13 protein-coding genes are annotated in these 21,365 nt (G+C 32.6%); all 13 read left to right on the forward strand.

The window, feature by feature from the left end:
- The first annotated feature begins 17 nt into the window (after positions 1-17).
- Complete coding sequence (locus NHF47_RS17275) at positions 18-3,011, forward strand: T9SS type B sorting domain-containing protein (protein ID WP_252763894.1); 2,994 nt, start codon at positions 18-20, stop codon at positions 3,009-3,011.
- Positions 3,012-3,111: 100 nt separating this feature from the next.
- A complete protein-coding gene (locus NHF47_RS04950) occupies positions 3,112-5,406 on the forward strand; it encodes an NADP-dependent malic enzyme (RefSeq protein ID WP_252763895.1) in 2,295 nt (764 codons plus the stop codon).
- A gap of 27 nt (positions 5,407-5,433) precedes the next feature.
- Positions 5,434-6,015 (forward strand): Holliday junction branch migration protein RuvA, encoded by a 582-nt coding sequence (ruvA, locus tag NHF47_RS04955; RefSeq protein ID WP_252763896.1) that lies wholly within the window; start codon positions 5,434-5,436, stop codon positions 6,013-6,015.
- 3 nt (positions 6,016-6,018) lie between these two features.
- Positions 6,019-13,242: a cell surface protein SprA gene (gene sprA, locus NHF47_RS04960; protein WP_254005708.1), complete on the forward strand. Its 7,224-nt coding sequence runs from the start codon at positions 6,019-6,021 to the stop codon at positions 13,240-13,242.
- A 145-nt stretch (positions 13,243-13,387) separates the two neighbouring features.
- Positions 13,388-13,768, forward strand: a complete 381-nt coding sequence (gene gcvH, locus NHF47_RS04965; protein WP_140997228.1) for a glycine cleavage system protein GcvH — start codon at positions 13,388-13,390, stop codon at positions 13,766-13,768.
- The gene (locus NHF47_RS17220; RefSeq protein ID WP_252763897.1) at positions 13,737-14,105 is read left to right on the forward strand and encodes a VanZ family protein; all 369 of its coding nucleotides are present in this window, start codon (positions 13,737-13,739) and stop codon (positions 14,103-14,105) included. Before gcvH ends, NHF47_RS17220 begins: the two co-directional genes overlap by 32 nt.
- Before the next feature lie 63 nt (positions 14,106-14,168).
- On the forward strand, positions 14,169-14,915 hold the full coding sequence (locus NHF47_RS04975; RefSeq protein ID WP_252763898.1) for an energy transducer TonB: 747 nt from the start codon (positions 14,169-14,171) through the stop codon (positions 14,913-14,915).
- Between the two features lie 110 nt (positions 14,916-15,025).
- The gene (locus tag NHF47_RS04980) at positions 15,026-15,802 is read left to right on the forward strand and encodes a TonB family protein (RefSeq protein ID WP_252763899.1); all 777 of its coding nucleotides are present in this window, start codon (positions 15,026-15,028) and stop codon (positions 15,800-15,802) included.
- 76 nt (positions 15,803-15,878) lie between these two features.
- On the forward strand, positions 15,879-16,622 hold the full coding sequence (deoC, locus tag NHF47_RS04985) for a deoxyribose-phosphate aldolase (protein WP_252763900.1): 744 nt from the start codon (positions 15,879-15,881) through the stop codon (positions 16,620-16,622).
- A gap of 2 nt (positions 16,623-16,624) precedes the next feature.
- Positions 16,625-18,736, forward strand: a complete 2,112-nt coding sequence (locus tag NHF47_RS04990; protein ID WP_252763901.1) for a gliding motility protein RemB — start codon at positions 16,625-16,627, stop codon at positions 18,734-18,736.
- A gap of 92 nt (positions 18,737-18,828) precedes the next feature.
- Entirely contained in the window at positions 18,829-19,731 is a 903-nt protein-coding gene (gene cyoE, locus NHF47_RS04995; RefSeq protein ID WP_252766059.1) for a heme o synthase, read from the forward strand.
- 1 nt (position 19,732) lies between these two features.
- Positions 19,733-20,320: a cytochrome c oxidase subunit 3 gene (locus tag NHF47_RS05000; RefSeq protein WP_252763902.1), complete on the forward strand. Its 588-nt coding sequence runs from the start codon at positions 19,733-19,735 to the stop codon at positions 20,318-20,320.
- A gap of 44 nt (positions 20,321-20,364) precedes the next feature.
- Entirely contained in the window at positions 20,365-21,348 is a 984-nt protein-coding gene (locus tag NHF47_RS05005; RefSeq protein ID WP_252763903.1) for a cytochrome c oxidase subunit 3, read from the forward strand.
- Positions 21,349-21,365: the final 17 nt, after the last annotated feature.

Genomic DNA, 21,365 nt, shown 5'->3' on the forward strand with positions numbered 1-21,365 from the left:
AAAATTTAAATAAACTCGTGAAAAACAATTACTTCTTAGCTATTTTCCTACTTTCTCTAGCGATAGGTTTCTCCCAAAACTTACCAAATGATTGTCAAAATTATATTCAAGCATGTGATAATCAAAGTGTTTCGTATGATGTCTCAGGTGCAGGAGTTCAGGAAATTAATCCTCCTTCTTGTAGTAGTCAAGAAAATAATTCTTTGTGGTTAAGGGTTACTATTGATCAACCGGGTACATTAGGTTTTACTATTGTCCCAGATAGTAATAATATTAATGAAGATTATGATTTTTGGGTTTTTGGACCTGCTTCTACTTGTGGAAATTTAGGAGCTCCTATTCGATGTTCTACAACTAACCCTGCAGCAGCCGGATTAACTAATAATCATACAGGACTGAATGATTCGTCTTTTGATACAAGCGAAGGACCAGGTCCAAGTGGAGATAGCTTTGTGAGGGAGCTTAGCGTTTTGTCTGGAGAAAGTTATTTTGTTGTAATTGATCGTCCGGTAGGAAGTTCTCCTTTTTCTCTAAATTGGAATGGAACGGCTACTATTTTAAATCCTTTTGCCAATTTAAATTTTCCAACTTTTCCTGATGTGGTTCTATGTGATGAAGGTAATGATAATATAGAGTTGTATGATTTTTCTATGTTGGATGCTTCTTATCTAAGTGGGTTTTCAGGTTTTTTTATTACCTATTTTGAAACAATGCAAGATGCTGCATTAAACAATAATGCTTTAGTTGGTTCAACAAACATAAGTCAGGGAACTTATTATGCAAGAATTAATTCTGTATCAGCACAATGTACAGAGATAAAACCTGTAACGGTTATTTTTGATGCGATAACAGCTAATGATTTTGATACGATTGTTTGTGAAAGTAACGCAACGGCTTCAATTGATTATAATTTAAGCACTCTTGATACACAGATATATTCTGGTGGACAAACTGTAAATTTTAGTTATTACAATACCTTAAGTGAGGCAACAAACTCATTGAATGCTATTGTAAATTGGCAAAATATTAATTTAAGTGTTGGTACACATCTGTTTTATGTAAGAGTAGAAAAAGGGACATGTTTTGATATTGCAGAATTAAGTATTGAAGTAGTAGAAAGACCAATTATAAATAATATGGTAAATTTAAAACAATGCGATGATGATACTGATGGATTTAGTGCTTTTAATTTAACAGAAGCAAATGAATTAATTAGTAATACCACTACTGGTTTGACTTTTACCTATTTTTTCAATTTAATAGATGCTGAAAACAATACAAATCCAATTCTAAATGACATTAATTTTATTAATCAAACCGTAAATGTTCAAACTCTTTACTATAGAGTGAGCAACAGTAATGGTTGTTATAGAACGGGTCAATTAAATTTAACGGTCGCAGCCACTCAAGTACCAGCTTCTTTTAATCCTATCCTCATTACAGAGTGCGACGATAATTTTGGTACTAATAATGATGGAATAGCTCAATTTAGCTTAGTAAATGCAAGCAACCAAATTTCAAATTTATTTGCAGGTCAAATCGTTCAAGTAACTTTTTATGAAAATATAGACGATGCATTGGCTGAGATAAATGCCATTACAAATCTTTCAAATTATACCAATTCTTCAAGCCCAAACTTTCAAGAGCTATTTGTGCGAGTAGATAGTAATATTAATAACGATTGTGTGGGTCTAGGTAAGTATGTCACTTTACAGGTAGAGACTTTACCAATAGTTACTGAGAAAATATTACGAGGTTGTGACGATGATCATGATGGTATTGTGGAATTTGATACTACAACTGTGGAAAGCCAATTTTTAAGCGAATTATCGAATACAAATGTTGCAATAACTTACACTGATGCTAATAATGTGGTATATACTGTTTTACCAAATCCTTTTCCTTCGGGTTCGCAAACCATGACGGTTACAATAACGAATACCACTCCAAATGCCTGTACTTTTTCGACAACTTTAGAGTTTGTAGTTTATGAAACTCCAATAATTAATCCAATTGATCCAAATTTATTAGTCGCTTGTGAAACAGAAGATCCTTTAGCTCAAGACGGTATTGAAATTTTTGACACATCATCTTTTGAAAACACAATAATTGGCAACCAAACAAGCGTAAGTATTGCTTATTTTGATGCCAATAATGATCCAATTCCTAATTTTATAGGCGCTTACGAAACAGGTACACAAGATGTTCTTGTTGTATTAACAAATAGTAACAATACAGAGTGTGAAGCAACTACTGTTCTTTCGTTTGTGGTTAATTCAAAACCAATAATTAACGCGCAAGGTAGTGATGAAGTGATTTGTACTGATACTCCAAATTCTTCTGTAGTTTTAAATGCGGGACTAGTAGATGAAGCAACTATAAGCGATTTTACGTACCAATGGTATTTAGATAATCAAGCAATTACTAGTGCAAATTTATATACATTTCAAGCTACTACTATTGGTGATTATAGTGTAGAGGTTACAAATAATATTGGATGTTCAAGCACAAGAATAATACATGTAAATCCATCTAATATTGCAATAATTGATGATATTGCTATTGTAGATTTAGAAGAAAACAACACCGTTACAGTTATAGTAACGGGAGATGGAAACTATCAATACAGTATTGATGGTGAAAACTACCAAGACAGTCCTATTTTTTATGATGTGCTACCAGGCACTCTAACAGTTTATGTATATGATTTAAATGGTTGTGGAATTTCAAATAAATCCATAAGTGTTTTAGGAATACCTCAATTTTTTACTCCAAATGGAGATGGAATCAATGATTTTTGGAATGTAAAAGGATTTGACAGTCGTTTTGGAAGTCAAACTACGATTTCCATCTTTGATCGCTATGGAAAATTAATTAAGCAAATCTCTTCTTCTTCTCTAGGTTGGGATGGAACTTTTAACAATGTTGCCATGCCAGCCTCGGATTATTGGTATACGATTAATATGTTAGACGGAAGAGTGCAAAAAGGCCATTTTTCATTAAAAAGATAACAGAAATAATATTTTTTTACATTTTCACAAAAGAGTAGCCTTAAAATTTTTTTCTTTCATTGCTTATTTTAACTTTGTAAGTTCATATAAAAGTGATTATATGCACAAGGATACAAAACGAAGAGAAGCTTTATTATACCACGCGAAACCTACTCCTGGAAAGATTCAGGTAGTACCTACAAAAAAATATGCAACCCAGAGAGATTTGTCATTGGCTTACTCTCCTGGTGTAGCCGAGCCCTGTTTAGAAATTGCGAAAGACATCAATAATGTCTATAAATATACCGCTAAAGGAAACTTAGTTGCCGTTATTTCTAATGGAACTGCAGTTTTAGGATTAGGCGATATTGGTCCAGAAGCATCAAAACCAGTAATGGAGGGTAAAGGATTATTATTTAAAATTTTTGCCGATATTGATGTTTTTGATATAGAAGTTGGGACTAAAAATATAGAAGAATTTATCCAAACCGTTAAAAATATTGCACCAACATTTGGTGGAATAAATTTAGAGGATATTAAGGCTCCAGAATCTTTTGAGATTGAAAGAAGATTAGTAGAAGAATTAAATATACCTGTCATGCATGATGATCAGCATGGAACAGCGATTATTTCTTCAGCAGCTTTGTTAAATGCTTTAGAATTAGCAGGAAAAGATATCGATAAAGTAAAAGTGGTTGTTTCAGGAGCTGGATCAGCGGCATTAGCTTGCGCCAATTTATATGTGTTACTAGGCGTAAAAGTGGAGCATATTTTTATGTTCGATAAAGATGGAATGTTAACGACATGCAGAGAGGATCTCTTGGATTTACAAAGAGTGTATGCCAAATCTTGTGAGCCTCAATCGTTGAAAGAGATGATTGTTGGAGCTGATGTGTTCTTAGGGTTGTCTGTAGGAAATATTTTTACTCCAGAGATGTTGCTTTCTATGAATCATGATCCTATAGTTTTTGCTATGGCTAATCCCGTTCCAGAAATTGATTATAATTTGGCAATTGCAACCCGAGAAGATGTAATTATGGCAACTGGTCGCTCGGATCATCCTAATCAAGTAAACAATGTTCTTGGTTTTCCTTATATTTTTAGAGGCGCATTAGATGTTCGTGCTAAAAAAATTAATGAGGAAATGAAAATGGCTGCGGTTAGAGCACTTGCTGAATTGGCTAAAAGCCCCGTGCCAGAACAAGTAAATATAGCTTATGGAGAAACCAAATTAAATTTTGGTCGCGATTATATTATTCCAAAACCTTTTGATCCTAGATTAATTGGTGTTGTTGCACCTGCCGTAGCAAAAGCGGCAATAGATTCTGGTGTAGCCCAAATAGAAATTAATGATTGGGAAAAATATGAATTAGATTTATTAGAACGTTTAGGTTCTGATAACAAAATGATTCGTATGCTTGTAAATCGTGCTAAGACGAATCCAAAACGCGTTGTTTTTGCAGAAGCGGATCACTTAGATGTTTTGAAAGCAGCTCAGATTGTACATGAAGAAGGTATTGGCGAACCAATTCTTTTGGGTAATCAAGAGATTATAAAAGAATTAAAAGTTGAGATCGGTTTTGATGCTGATGTGGAAATAATTGATCCTAAAACAGCAGAAGAAGATAAACGCAGGAAGAAATATGCAAAAGCATTTTGGAAGTCAAGACAAAGAAGAGGGGTTACCTTACTTGATGCTGAAAAATGGATGAGAGAGCGTAATTATTTTGGATTAATGATGGTGAACTCGGGTGAAGCAGATACCATGGTGACTGGATATTCGAGAAGTTATCCTACAGTTGTAAAACCAGTAATGGAGTTAATTGAAAAAGCTCCTGGTGTAACCCGAATTGCAACCACCAATATGATGATGACGTCCAGAGGACCTATTTTTCTTTCGGATACTGCAATCAATCCAAATCCATCAGCAGAAGATTTAGCTAAGATTGCTTTAATGACAGCCAAAACCGTCCGTATGTTTGGTATGGAACCTGTTATTGCTATGGTTTCTTTTTCAAATTTTGGATCTTCTGAAAACGAAAACCCAAAGAAAGTAAGAGAGGCCGTTTCTTATTTGCATAAATATTATCCTGATTTAATAATTGATGGTGAGATTCAAACCGATTTTGCTTTAAATCCAGAAATGTTAAAAAGTAAATTTCCTTTTTCTAAATTAGCAAATAAAAAAGTAAATACACTTATTTTTCCAAATTTAGATGCTGCAAATATTACTTATAAATTAATGAAGGAATTGAATAAATCGGATTCTATTGGGCCTATTATGTTAGGATTGGATAAACCCGTTCATATTTTTCAATTAGGAGCGAGCGTAGAAGAAATGGTGAATATGGCAGCAGTGTCTGTAGTTGATGCTCAAGAAAAAGAAAGAAGATTTAAACAGACTATATTGAAATAATTATTATATAAACTACTATTAACAAACATGATAACTCATATTCAAGGAAGATTAGTTGAAAAAACACCAACAGAAGTTGTAATTGATTGTAACGGAATTGGTTATCATGTCAACATATCTTTGCATACTTTTTCACTCATACCAGATGAAGAAAAAATTAAACTTTTTACTTTTTTGCAAATAAAAGAAGATGCCCATACGCTCTATGGATTCGTAGAAAAACAAGAAAGAGAATTGTTTAAATTATTACTTTCTGTTTCTGGAATTGGAGCAAGTATAGCAAGGACAATGTTATCCTCATTAGCGCCCCAACAAATTATTCATGCCATCGCATCAAATGACGTAGCGACTGTACAAAGTATTAAGGGAATCGGAGCTAAAACAGCACAAAGAGTAATCCTTGATTTAAAGGATAAAGTGTTAAAAGTGTATGCTTTAGATGAAGTTTCTCTGGTTTCAAACAATACTAATAAAGAAGAAGCGTTATCTGCTTTGGAGGTGTTAGGCTTTGCTAGAAAATCTGCTGAAAAAGTAATTGAAAAGATAGTCAAAGAAGATCCTAATGCAAGTGTAGAAAATTTAATTAAACAAGCACTAAAAAACTTATAAGACTTGGAAAAGAAATTAAAAGTGAATATTTTAAGTAGGCGATTTAAAGGGGTTAAAAGAATATTAGTAGGCATTCTTTTTTTCCTAAATATTGAAGGACAAGCACAGGAAAATGACTCTATACAAACGGGGGCAGATTTAGGTAAAATTAAAGTGCCAAATCCTAAAAGCATAGTAGAAGCTTATACTTATGATGTTACCACAGATCGTTATATCTATACGAATACTTTTGATGGTTTTAATGTGAACTATCCCTTAGTATTAACTCCACAACAATATCAAGAATTAGTTTTACGCGAAGAAATGCGTAAATATTATCGTGAAAAATCAGCAGCAGTAGACGGAAAGAAAGAAGGAAGTGAGGAAAAGAAAAAAGATTTGTTGCCAAGATACTATGTCAACTCTAAATTCTTTGAAAGTATTTTTGGTAGCAATACTATCGATATAAAGCCAACAGGTTCTGTTGAAGTTGACTTAGGACTTCGTTATACCAAACAAGATAATCCTGCTTTTTCTCCAAGAAATAGGGTTACTACTACCTTCGATTTTGATCAACGTATTAGTGTAGGATTACAAGGTAAAGTAGGAACAAGATTAAACGTTAATATTAATTACGATACCCAATCTACTTTTGCTTTTCAAAATTTAATCAAACTAGAATATAGTTCTACAGAAGATGATATCGTTCAAAAATTAGAAGTTGGTAATGTGAGTTTTCCACTTTCCAATTCTTTAATTAGAGGTTCTCAGAGTTTATTTGGAGTAAAAGCACAATTGCAATTTGGGAAAACAACGGTAACAGGTGTTTTTTCCGAACAAAAATCACAAACTAAGACAGTTACTTCTCAAGGAGGAGGTACCTTACAAGATTTTCAATTATTTGCTCAAGAATATGATTCTGATAAGCACTATTTCTTATCTCAATTTTTTAGAGATAAATATGATGCAGCTTTAGAAACTTACCCTTATATCAATAGTCGTGTTCAAATTACAAGGATTGAAGTTTGGGTGACCAATAAACAAAACCGAATCAATTCAAATGAGAATAACTTAAGAAATTTAATTGCGCTACAAGATATTGGGGAAGCACCTTTAACGAATGTTGCACCTCAAGAAGTGGTTGGAGTGAATTTAGCAAGTAATCCTAACTTTTTTAATGCAGTTAGTCCTGATAGTCCTTCAGATAATAAAAACAATAAATTTGATCCGAATAAAATTGGAACAGCTTCCAGTTTTTTAACACAAGCCATTCGCGAAGTGGCTACTGCTAATAATGGTTTTACTATTGGTGTTGATGAAGGTTTAGATTATGCTAAATTAGAAAATGCTAGAAAATTAACGGCGTCTGAATTTACGTATCATCCACAATTGGGTTACATTTCCTTAAACCAACGTTTAGCAAATGACGAGGTTTTAGGGGTTGCCTATCAATATACTATTGGAGATCAGGTGTATCAAGTAGGAGAATTTGGAACGGATGGAGTAGAGGCAACTCAAGTTGATAATTCAGGTATTCCTTCTTCTCAAGCGTTATTGGTTAAGTTGTTGAAAAGTAATTTAACAGCGGTCAAACAAAAAACACCAAATCAGGAATTGACTATGCCAACATGGAACTTGATGATGAAAAATATTTATCAAATTCCTGGAGGATATCAATTGCAACAAGAAGATTTTAAATTCAATATTTTATATACAGATCCATCTCCTCTAAATTATATAACAAAAGCAGATGGAGGTCCGGATTTACCTGCGAATGTGAAAGATACTCCTTTGTTGAAAGTATTAAATGTTGATAAATTGAATTATACCAATGATCCACAGGCAGGTGGTGATGGTTTTTTTGATTATGTTTCAGGAATTACGATTGATCCACAATATGGCAGAATCATCTTTACCACTAAAGAGCCATTTGGAGAATTATTGTTTGATAAATTGAATGCATCAGCTACCGAGGATTATGATGATGAAAACACCTATAATGCCAACCAAGAAAAGTATGTTTTTAGAACATTATATAAATCTACACAAGCTGCCGCTTTACAGGAAAGTGAAAAAAATAAATTTTTATTAAGAGGTCGTTTTAAATCTTCGGGTGGTGATGGCATTTCAATTGGTGCTTTCAACGTGCCTCAAGGGTCGGTTGTGGTTAAATCGGGAGGTAGAGTTTTAGTCGAGGGAGTGGATTACACCGTAAATTATCAGTTGGGAAAAGTACAGTTATTAGATCCTTCTTTACAGGCTTCTAATACACCTATAGAAATTTCAGTAGAAAACAATTCTGTTTTTGGGCAACAAACTAGGCGTTTTTGGGGTGTTAATGTAGAGCATCAATTCAATAAAAACTTTCTTGTTGGAGGAACCATTTTAAACTTATCAGAACGTCCTTTTACGAATAAGTCAAATTATGGCCAGGAATCTGTTAATAACACTATTGTTGGTTTAAATACTAATTTTTCAACTGAAGTGCCTTTGTTAACGCGTTTGGTTAACAAATTACCAAATATTGATACTGACGTGCCTTCCAATTTATCTTTTAGAGGTGAAATTGCGTACTTGTTACCAGGAGCTTCTAAAGCTGATCAGTTTAATGGAGAAGCAACCACTTATGTAGATGATTTTGAAGGGTCTCAGTCTTCTATCGATTTGCGTTCGCCACAATCGTGGGATTTAGCATCTGTTCCTTTAGAATATAATTTTGACGGGAATCCTGACACTACTGAACCTTCTTCAAATGATTTGCGAGTAGGTGATAAAAGAGCGAAACTTTCTTGGTATTCTATAGATCCAATTTTCTATACACAAGCACCAAGTGGAATTAATAATGATGACTTGTCATTAAATAGAACGAGAAGGATTTATAGTAGAGAATTGTATCCAAATGTCGATATTGCTCAAGGGAATACAAATGTGATAACTACTTTAGATTTAACCTATTTCCCAAGAGATAGAGGTCCTTACAATTACAATCAAAGTATAGCTGCAACAAATCAATTTTCTGCAACAGAAGCACCAGACAATTGGGCTGGGATTATGCGTTCTATTAATTCTACAAATTTTGAACAATCTAACGTAGAGTATGTTCAGTTTTGGGTTCTAGATCCTTACTATGGAAACGCTCCAGATGTTGTTAATCCTGCTAACGCTGGAAAACTAGTCATTAATCTTGGAGAGATTTCTGAAGATATTTTAAAAGACGGAAGAAAACAATTCGAAAACGGATTGCCAGAAGTAGGGGCTACTATTCCAGCTTTACAAACTAACTGGGGGCAAGTTCCCAGTGCTCAGTCTTTAGTGTATGCTTTTGATACTAATGAGGCAAATAGAACGATTCAAGATGTTGGATATGATGGTTTAAATGATGCAGGTGAGGCTGCAAAATTTACTGATTACGCTGGCTATAGTGATCCTTCAGCAGATAATTATCAATTTTACTTGAGTGCTTCTGGTGATATTATTAATCGTTATAAAAATTACAATAATTTTGAAGGTAATTCACCAGTAAATGTTACCGATACCAATCGTGGTAATGATACAAAACCAGACGTAGAAGATGTGAATCGCGATCAAACAATGAATACGATTAATGCTTATTTTAAGTTTGAAGTGCCCATTAATGCCTCTCCTCAAGTGGGTCAAGATTATGTGGTAGACATTAGAACTGTAAGTGAATCTGTACCAAATGGTAGTAATGTTTCTGCAAGATGGATTCAATATAAAATTCCTATTTTAGAGTTTACTAATGATAATGTAGTTGGTTCAATAGCTGATTTTAGATCGATTCGTTTCATGAGAATGTATATGACGGGCTTTAATGACGAAATTACCTTACGTTTTGGTTCCTTAGATTTGGTGAGAGGGGAATGGAGAAGGTATGCAAGTTCATTAGATTTTAACGATCAAGTTACAACAGACGATAATACTGGTTTTGATGTAGTAGCGGTAAATATTCAAGAAAACGGAAGTAGAACTCCTATTCCTTATGTTTCACCTCCAGGGGTAACTCGCGAACAATTGTATAATAATAATACCGTTATTAATCAGAACGAACAATCATTGTCATTACGTGTATATGATAAAGACTCTGGTTATGATGATGGTTTAGAACCAAATGATGCTCGGGCCGTATTTAAAAACGTGAGTGTAGATATGAGGCAGTTTAAAAAATTGCGTATGTTTTTACATGCAGAATCATTACCTACACCACCTGAAACGCAACCATTACAAGATAATGAGATGAAAGCCTTTCTTCGTTTTGGTAACGACTTTACGGAAAACTTTTATCAAATTGAAATACCATTAAAAGTTTCCGCTCAAAATGCGGCTACTCCTGAAGCAATTTGGCCTTCCGAAAATGAAATAGAAGTGGCGTTAAGTATTTTAACTGCGTTAAAGTCAAAAATAATTAGTGATCCGAACTCTATCACTCCAGATGTGAACGGTATTCGTTTTGTAAATGAACAAGATTTAGGTTCTTCCGATAATAAACTTACTATTGGTATAAAAGGAAATCCAAATTTTGGTTTGGTAAGAACATTGATGGTAGGTGTTAAAAACAATACCAACCAAATTATTAGAGGAGAAGTTTGGTTTAATGAATTGCGATTATCTGATTTAGATAATAAAGGAGGGTATGCAGCTGTTGCAAATATGGATACTAATGTTGCTGATTTTGCCACTTTATCGGCTACAAGTAGAGTGAGTACCATCGGTTTTGGAGGAATTGAGCAAGGGCCAAATGAAAGAAGCAGAGAAGATGTGTTTCAATACGACGTGGTGACGAATTTGAATTTAGGTAAATTATTACCAAAAAAATGGGGAATCACCTTGCCATTTAATTATGCAGTTGGTGAAGAAACTATTACACCAAAATATGACCCTTTTTATCAGGATATTGAATTACAACAACTAATTGACAATACGGAAGATCAAGCTGAAAAAGAGAATATCAAAAATAGAGCTATTGATTATACAAAAAGAACAAGTATTAATTTTATAGGAGTAAGAAAAGAACGAGGTGAAGAACAAAAACAACATTTTTATGATGTTGAAAACTTAACTTTATCGTATTCGTTTAATGAAACAGAACATCATGACTACGAAATTGAAAATTTAGTGGATCAGCAAAATAGAACTTCTCTTGATTATGCATACGCCTTTAAACCATTAACGATTGAGCCATTTAAAAAATCTAATAAATTAGCTAAAAGCGGCTATTATAAGATGTTAAAAGACTTTAATTTTAATTTTTTACCAGCAAGTGTTTCTTTTAGTTCAAATATTGTAAGACAATTTAATAGACAACAATTTAGATTAGTTGATGTGGAAGGTATTGGATTGGATCCATTATATAGAAGAAATTATTTCTTTAATTATCAATATGGATTTAATTATAATATTACAAAATCACTACGCGTCAATTATACCGCGGCTACGAATAACATTGTTAGAAACTATTTAGATGAGAACGATGTGCCTGTAGATGGTTTGGATATTTGGGACGACTATTGGAATGTTGGGGAATCCAATCAGCATAATCAGCAAATCGTTGTAAATTATGATTTACCAATTAATAAAATTCCAGCTTTAAGTTTTGTAAAGTCTACCTATAGTTATACGGGAGATTTTAACTGGCAACGTTCTTCTGATTTCTTAAGAGATTTTCAGGTAGGTAATGAAGTGTATGATTTAGGAAACACGATTCAAAACGCCAATTCACATAAACTCAATACTACTTTTAATATGGATTTGTTATATCGCTATGTTGGTTTAACAGGAAATAAAAAAAGTAAGAGTAAAAATAAAAAGGATGCAAATAAAGGGACAAAAGAAACTTTGCCAAAACCAGGTCAGAAGATTACTGCAAAAGGAAAAACAACTAAAAACGAAGGCAATATTTTTGTAAACGGATTAATTGGAATTGTAACGAGTGTTAAAAATATTCAAGCAAATTATACACAAACCAGTGGTACGGTTTTACCAGGTTATTTACCAGGATTAGGTTTCTTTGGAACGTCAAAACCTTCTTTAGGGTTTGTGTTTGGAAGCCAATCCGACGTTCGTTATGAAGCAGCAAGACAAGGTTGGTTGACCTCTTTCCCTGATTTCAATCAAAACTTTACACAAGTAGTGAACAAACAGATGAATTTCACAGCTCAAGTAGAACCATTTGCAGATGTAAAAATTGATCTAACAGCGGATCGAATGTATGCTGAAAATTATTCAGAACAATATGATGTTACGAATGGACAGTATAATTCGCGTTCTCCTTATAACTTTGGTAATTTCAGTATTTCAACTATATTGATACAAACGGCTTTCAGCCAAAGTGATGAAAATTTTTCAGAATCATTCAATACTTTTAGAGCAAATCGTCTTTTGGTCGCAGATAAATTGGCAACGGCTCATTATGGAACAAATAATTATCCTAGAGATGCAGAAGGCTATCCAGTAGGTTTTGGTAAAAATAGTCAGCAAGTTTTATTACCTTCGTTTAGAGCTGCGTATTCTGGTAAAGATGTAGGTAAAGAGTCGGTAGGTGTTTTTAAAAATATTCCTTTGCCAAATTGGAATTTAAAATATACAGGTTTAATGAGATACAAATGGTTTAAAGATAAATTCAAGCGTTTTTCATTACAACATGGGTATAGAGCAAGTTATAACGTCAATTCTTTCCGATCTAATTTGAATGAAGCCCCAGTAGATGCGAATGGAAATTTTTATGCAAGCACGATTATTTCAAATGTGAATTTAAGCGAACAATTTAATCCACTACTTCGCGTAGATTTTGAAATGAAAAATTCGATTAAGATTTTGGCCGAAATGAAAAAAGATCGAACTTTAAATATGAGTTTTGACAATAATCTCTTAACGGAAGTGAGCGGTAATGAATATACAATTGGATTGGGATATCGAATTAAAGACGTAATCATCAACTCTAAATTGGCAGATAATCCAACGGGAGTAATTAAAAGTGATATCAATATTAAGACAGATTTCTCATTACGTAAGAATAATACCATTGTTCGTTATTTGGATTATGATAATAATGAATTAGCTGGTGGACAAAATTTATGGTCTATTAAATTATCGGCAGATTATTCGTTTAGTAAAAATTTAACGGCAATATTCTTCTACGATCATCAATTTTCAAAAGCTGTAATTTCAACGTCTTTCCCAATTACAAATGTGCGAACAGGTTTTACTATTCGTTACAACTTTGGAAATTAAGTCATAATAATACGGTTATAAATTAAATCCGCTTAATACAAGCGGATTTTTTTATGGAAAAGAATCTTTTAAAAATATTTGTGAACTTATTTTAGAATTAAATTAATAAAACTACATTTGTATAAAGATTAAAAAATAACACAAAATGAACATACCATCAAACTTAAAGTACACTAAAGATCATGAATGGGTTGCAGTAGAAGGAGAAATAGCAACTATTGGAATTACAGATTTTGCACAAAAAGAATTAGGAGACATCGTTTATGTTGAAGTAGAAACTTTGGATCAAACTTTAGATAAAGATGAAGTTTTTGGTACAGTTGAAGCAGTTAAAACGGTATCAGATTTATTTTTACCTTTAACAGGTGAAATAATTGAATTTAACGATAGCTTAGAATCTGAGCCTGAAAAAGTAAATTCAGATCCTTATGGAGAAGGTTGGATGGTAAAAGTGAAATTTACAGATGCTAGTGAATTAGAAAAACTATTATCTAGTGAAGATTACGCAGCACTTATTGGAGCGTAAGTTTCTATATTTGGCTGTTTTATGGAGTGTCATTATATTGTACCTGTGTTTGGTGTCAATAAAAGGAACTCCATCTTTAGTCAGTATACCTAATAAAGATAAAATAGTACATTTTATATTTTATTTTGTATTGTTTTACTTTTGGAAAAAAGCTTTAAATGTGTATGAATTTAAAAGACAATTAAAATTAGTTCTTATTTTAGTGGTGTATGGCATAATTATTGAAGTATTTCAATGGATGTTTACCAAGGATCGTCATGCAGACATCTATGATGTTATAGCAAACGCTCTTGGAGCTGTTACCGCTTTGGTTTTTTTAAGATTTGTTAATAAATAAAACTTAAAAAAATTTTAAAACTATTTTTTTATTAATTATATTAGCGACCTCAAAAACAAAATTATGGAAGTAAAGAAAAATCCTAATGTTGACCCTAAAAGAAACAGCGGACTGTTTTTTCAAATAGGACTTGTAGCTGTTTTAGTACTTACCTACTTGGGTATTGAAATGAAATCTGAAGATCCAAGAGTTGAAAACGAAAAATTTGCATTAACAGATAATTTAGTATTGGATGAAGAAGATGTTGTGTTAACAATGCCTCCAGTACAAAGACTACCTCCACCACCTCCACCAGCTCCAGAAGTAATTGAAGTGGTTAAGAATGAAATCAAATTAGAAGAAAAGAAAATCGAAACTACTGAGATTGAAGAAAATAAACCAGTAACTGTGGTTGAAGCTTCTGAAGTAGGTGAAACAGGACCTAGCTTAGATGATATTCCTGATGAGATGCCATTTGCTATTATTGAGCAAATTCCTATGTTCCCTGGATGTGAAGGTGTTGCAAAAAGCAAACAAATGGATTGCTTTAACGAAAAAATGAATGCACACATCAAAAAATATTTCAGTTATCCAGAAAGAGCAGCTGAAAATGGATCTCAAGGATCTGTAGCAGTTCAATTTATGATTGATAAAGATGGTGTTGTAAAAGACATTCAAGTAAGAGGTAGAGGTATTAAACAAGATGCAGAATTGTTAGAGCAAGAAGCACAACGTATTATTTCTAAATTACCTAAATTTACTCCGGGTAAACAAAGAGGTAAGGCGGTAAGAGTAAAATACGGTTTACCAATTACATTTAAATTACAGTAATTACGTAATTCTTATATATAAAATTCCAATCGAAAAGATTGGAATTTTTTTTGGCATATAATTTGTGTAGTATTTGTTAACAAGCTGTTAACATTAAATACTATATAATTATGAGAGCAAAAGATGATTTTAAAAGAAAGACAAAAAATAGTTTTATCTATTTTCAATTAGGTCTAATCGCAGCCATGGTCGTTACCCTTTTTATTTTAGAGTCTAATTTCAAAGAGGTAATTAAAAAATCGGATACAGGTACAATTTGGGAACCTGTTTATGATAGTACTTTTGTTTACAATCCAGCAGAACCTGAAGCTCCTGCAAAAGTGAAACTTATAGCTCCTAAGAAAATAGCTAGTGTTGAACCAAGACCAAAAGTGGAATTAGTCGACAAATTTGATGTAAAAGATGATAATGAGAAAGTTGTCAAACAAGATTTAGGTACTCAAGATGATCCTGAAGTTGATAATACTCCTGTTGATACCAATCCAGTTGCTTCAAATACTGCTACAACTACTGGAGGAACTACGGAACCTATGAATCCTTTTACTGTTGAGCAATTGCCAATGTTTAAAGCATGTAAAGGTCTAGCAAGATCAGAACAAAAAGCTTGTTTTGATGAACAATTGGCCAAAGCAATTTCTAAAAATTTAGTATACCCAGAAAGGGATTTTGATAATAGAAAACAAGGTACGGCTCTGATTGAATTTATAATAGATGAAAACGGGAATATTACAAATGTTAAACCATTAGAAAACAATCGTGCTACAGAGGATATGAAAAAAGCAGCAGAAAAAGCAGTTAAAAAAATACCTCAATTAATTCCTGCGAAACAAGGAACTAAAAATGTTAAAATTAAATACGCGATTCCAATTACCTTTCGATTAAATTAATTGGAATATTTACTAAAAAAAGAATCCCATATCAATGGGATTTTTTATTTTTACCGTATATTCAAAATGAAGTGCTATGTCTCTCGAACAATATCTAGATGCGACTTATTTAAAAACTGCTGCACAGGCTGGAATTTCTAAAAAAGAAAACGTACGCATCGTGGAGCAAAATATTCAAGAAGCAATACAGTATGATTTTAAGTTGATTATGATTCGACCTGAATTTGTTTCGTTAGCTAAAACGAGGATTGTAGAGGCGAAGTCCAAATTATGTATCGGAACTGTTATCGACTTTCCAAAAGGAGATAATTCTACTCAATTTAAAGTGGTAGAAGCTAAAAAAGCAATTCTAGATGGTGCTGATGAATTGGATTTTGTGTTGGATTACGAAGCTTTTAAAAGAGGTGAAATGACAATGGTAAAAGAGCAGGTTTTAACGTGCACAAAGTTGGCTCTTGAGAACAATAAGGTCGTAAAGTGGATTATTGAAGTAGCGGCTTTGTCTCATCATCAAATTATTCAACTATGTGTTTTGATAAAGAATGTGATTATTGCGAATTTTAAAGAATCTTTTTACGATCATGTGTTTGTAAAATCTTCTACAGGTTTTTATCAAACGCAGGATGGTTTACCAAATGGAGCTACTGTTGAAACCATTAAAATAATGTTGGAGAATGCCTTTCCTTTGCCTGTTAAAGCTGCTGGTGGTGTTCGAAATTATGAAGAAGCTATAGAGATGATTAAGTTAGGTGTAAAAAGAATAGGAACTTCTGCGGCAAAGGCAATAGTGGAAGGTAAAGAATCTAATTCAGAGTATTAAAAATGAAAATATATATTGGTCTTTTTGTTTTTTTAATGGGGTTTCAAACATTCGCTCAAGTTGAAAAGCAAACGTTTCCCGTTTTTTCTGAATGTAAAAATGAACTTCCTGAAAAGCAGGAAAATTGTTTTTATGTGACCTTACAAAATTTTATTTACACTAAATTTAAGGTTCCAAGCGAGGTTGTTGAAGAAAATTATAAAGGTGATGTTATTGTGGTGTTTGAAGTGGATACTATTGGTCAATTTAATACGCTTTATATTGATGCAATTTCCAATGATTTGAGACAAGAAACACAAAATGTATTCGAACAATTACCTGTAATTCAGCCAGCTACTTATTCAGGAAGGCCAACCTACAGTAAATTTACTTTAAAAATTGCAATTCCTTTGGTTGATCCCAATCTAAAACAAGAAGATTTGGTTGTTGCTGAAAATAGCCATTCAGTTAAACTTGTTGCAAATAATGAGAAAGAATTGACAGAATTTGAGGACGTTGAAAAATCGTATAAGCCATTTGATAATCCTAATTTTCGAAGTAATTTAAATATCGCTTTTACCCATTTAAATTATTACAATTTTGAGGCAGTACTAAATCAAGTTGGAAGTAATAATCATACAGCTACAAAGCCCTATTCTTACAGCGAGGTAGCTAAATATTATGACTTTGATGCAGCTCAGAAGCAGTTGCTTAAAGAAAAAGAATCTTGGTGGGGAAGAAAGCTTTGGAATGAAAATTTAGTAGCGATTCAAGGTGAGGGATATTGGTTTACGGTAAATCCAATTTTTGATCTTAGAATTGGTAAAGATACAGGAAGCGATTTGTCTAGTACATTTGTAAATACTAGAGGAGTGCAGGTACAAGGAGCTTTAGGGGAAACATTAACTTTTTCTTCGTCTATTTACGAAAGTCAAGGGCGCTTTGCAGATTATTATAATGCGTATGCTGTGAGTTTAAGGCCTTCTGGAGGAAATCCTGCAATCATTCCTGGAGTAGGAATTGCAAAGTTATTTAAAGAAGATGCTTTTGATTTTCCAATGGCAGAAGCTAATTTAAAGTATAAGCCTAATTCATTTATTGATTTGCAATTAGGTTATGGAAGAAATTTTATTGGAGATGGTTATCGTTCGCTTTTACAGAGTGATGCTACAAGTCCGTATCCTTATTTTAAAATTAATACTACCTTTTGGAAAATTAAATATACCAATACCTATATGTGGTTGAAAGATGTAAGGCCTGAAGTAACTTTAGAAGGAACGTACGCAACCAAATATATGGCGAGTCATTATTTAAGTTATAATGTTTCTAAAAGATTGAATATAGGTTTGTTTGAAAATGTGGTTTGGACCAATACAAATGATAGAGGATTTGATGTGAACTTTGTGAATCCTATTATTTTTTATAGAGCAGTAGAATTTTCTTCTTCTTCTAAAAGCGGAAATGCTGTATTGGGAGCAACAGCTAAATACAAATGGAGCAACAGTGTTAATTTTTACGGGCAATTCTTATTGGATGAATTTGCAATTGGTGATGTGAAAGAAGGTAATAAGAGTTGGAGAAATAAATTTGGATATCAAATTGGAACTAAATATTATAATGCATTTGGAGTAAAAAACTTCATGTTGCAACTGGAATATAATCAAGTGAGACCTTATGTGTATTCGCATAGTAATCCGCTGACTAATTATGGACATAATAACCAAAGTATGGGGCATGCATGGGGTGCTAATTTTAGAGAATTAGTTGGAATTGCTCGTTATGCTAAAACAAGATATTTTGGAGAAGCTAAATTTACTTATGGACAAAGAGGTTTTGATTTTAATTCGGTAACAGATACTTATAATTATGGTGGAAATATTTACTTGAACTATGATGAAAATAGACCTTTTGATTCAGGTGTAGCTATAGCTCAAGGAAATAAAACAACAGTAATTATTGGGGAATTACAAATTGGTTATGTTGTTAATCCTGCTTCTAATTTAAAGGTTTTTGCGAATGCCATGTTTCGAGATTTTAATCCTAAATTTCAAACTGAAACACTTCAAAAAACAAATACAAGTTGGTTTTCAATAGGTTTAAGAAGTGATTTATTTAATTGGTATTTTGATTATTAACAGTTTTAAGTTTTTTTCTCTTAAAAATTACACATAAATCAAAAATCTTATTTGTATCTTTGCGCCCAATTAAACAAGGATATCTGTTCATTTTGGATACTTTAAATCATACTATTACAAAACCATCACTTTTTTCAAGTTTTGTTGCTATTACCAAAGCTAGATTGGCCTTAAGTGTAGTTTTTTCTACCTTGGCGGGATATTTATTAGGTGTTTCTGATTGGTCAAGTCAAAATTGGATTACTTTATTGTTCTTAATGGTAGGCGGTTATTGTATGGTAGGAGCGTCTAATGTTTTTAATCAAATTATTGAAAAAGATTTAGATGCTTTAATGGATAGGACTAAAAATCGACCGCTACCAGCTGGTACGATTAGCAAACAAAATGCCTTTATTTTAGGAGTGGTACTTACTGTTTTAGGTTTGGCAATTTTATATTATGTCAATGCTAAAACTGCTATGTTTGGTGCGATTTCTATATTTATGTATGTAAGTTTGTATACACCATTAAAAACAATCACTCCATTGTCTGTTTTTGTAGGTGCTTTTCCAGGTGCTATTCCTTACATGTTGGGATGGGTTGCCGCAACAGGACATTTTGGAATCGAAGCTGGGACGTTATTTATTATTCAGTTTTTTTGGCAATTTCCTCATTTTTGGGCGATTGGCTGGTTTTTATACGACGATTATAAAAAAGCAGGTTTCTTTATGTTGCCAACGGGTAAAAGAGATAAGAAAACAGCTTTGCAAACCATTTTGTATACCATTTGGATGATTATAGCTTCTGTACTTCCAGCATTTGGTTTTACAGGGAAATTATTCTTAACTAAAATTTCAGCAGGAATTGTATTCATTTTGGGATTATGGATGTTGTTTTATGCCGTAAAACTGTATAAAGAAATGGATGCTAAAGCGGCTCGAAAGTTAATGATTGTAAGTGTGTCTTATATATCATTATTACAAATTGTATTTATTTTGGATAAATTTTTAAGATAAGATGGAAACAAAAATGACTTTAGAAGAATATAATGCTAGGAAATCAAGAACTTATAAAATGTTGATGATTTTTGGTATGATTAGCATTATTATGATTTTTGCAGGTTTAACAAGTGCTTATGTAGTAAGTAAGTCTAGACCCGACTGGTTGAATGAATTTCAATTGCCAAATGCCTTTTTGTGGAGTACTTTAGCGATGTTGAGTAGTAGTGTTACCTTTATATTTGCACAACGTAATATTAAAAAAGGAAATCATAAAAACACAAGCATCATGCTTTGGGCTACTTTTGTTTTAGGATGTTTGTTTGTTTTTTTTCAATTTAAAGGATTTGGTCAAGTTATTGAGAACGGTTATTTTTTTACGGGAAGTCAAAGTAATGTAACCACTTCTTTTTTATATATTGTAGTTTTAGTACATTTGGCACACCTTTTAGGAGGATTTATTTCCTTAATTGTGGTAATTTATAATCATTATAAACAAAAGTATAATGCGGTACAAACCCTTGGTATTGAACTAAGTGCAATGTATTGGCATTTTATGGATTTTATTTGGGTATATTTGTTTTTATTTTTCTATTTTTTCAAATAGAAAAAAAGTAATAAATTTGGGAACTTTTTAACAATTAAATTTTTATGGGAGCGACAGTTACTATACATGACGATCACGCTTTGCTAGACGGAGGACCAGGACCAATGGGAGCAACCTATGGTAAATTAATGATGTGGTTTTTTATCTTATCAGATGCATTAACTTTTTCAGGATTCCTTGCAGCTTACGGTTTTTCAAGATTTAAATTTATCGAAACTTGGCCTATTGCCGACGAAGTGTTTACACACTTTCCATTTTTACACGGTGTAGATGCACCAATGTACTATGTGGCATTAATGACTTTTATCCTTATCTTTTCTTCTGTAACGATGGTATTGGCAGTTGATGCTGGACATCAGTTAAAGAAAAGTAAAGTAGCTTTCTATATGTTTTTAACGATTATTGGAGGTTTAATATTCTTAGGTTCTCAAGCTTGGGAGTGGAAAAACTTCATTAAAGGAGAATATGGAGCTGTAGAAACGAAAGGTGGTTCTATTCTGCAATTTGGTAAAATGGATAAAGAAGGTCATTTTGAAAGAGTAGCTTTAGCTGATTTTGCTTTGGTATTGCCAGAAGAAAGAGAGCAGTTAACACGTAACAAAGGTTTTTGGTTTATGGAAGAATCTTCTTTACCATCTTACTCAGTTAACGAAGTTATCGAAGGATTCAAAACTCAAAAAGATTTAGTTATTTTGTCTGAAAAAATTCATGACAAAGAAAAAGTAGCTTTGTCAAGAGAAGAATCATTAAAAAGAATAAATGATGCCAAATATGTGGTTGAAGGTGCTAATTTAATTAGAAATGAATACGGTCATAAATTATTCGCTAACTTCTTCTTCTTTATTACTGGTTTCCACGGTTTCCACGTATTTACAGGAGTAATCATTAATGTAATTATTTTCTTCAATGTGATTTTAGGAACCTATGAAAAGAGAAGAAGTTATGAGATGGTTGAAAAAGTTGGATTATATTGGCACTTTGTAGATTTAGTTTGGGTATTTGTATTCACATTCTTCTACTTAGTATAATTATATAAAAAGAAAAG

The organism is Flavobacterium sp. NRK F7, from assembly GCF_024054195.1.
In the GTDB taxonomy this organism is placed as follows: domain Bacteria; phylum Bacteroidota; class Bacteroidia; order Flavobacteriales; family Flavobacteriaceae; genus Flavobacterium.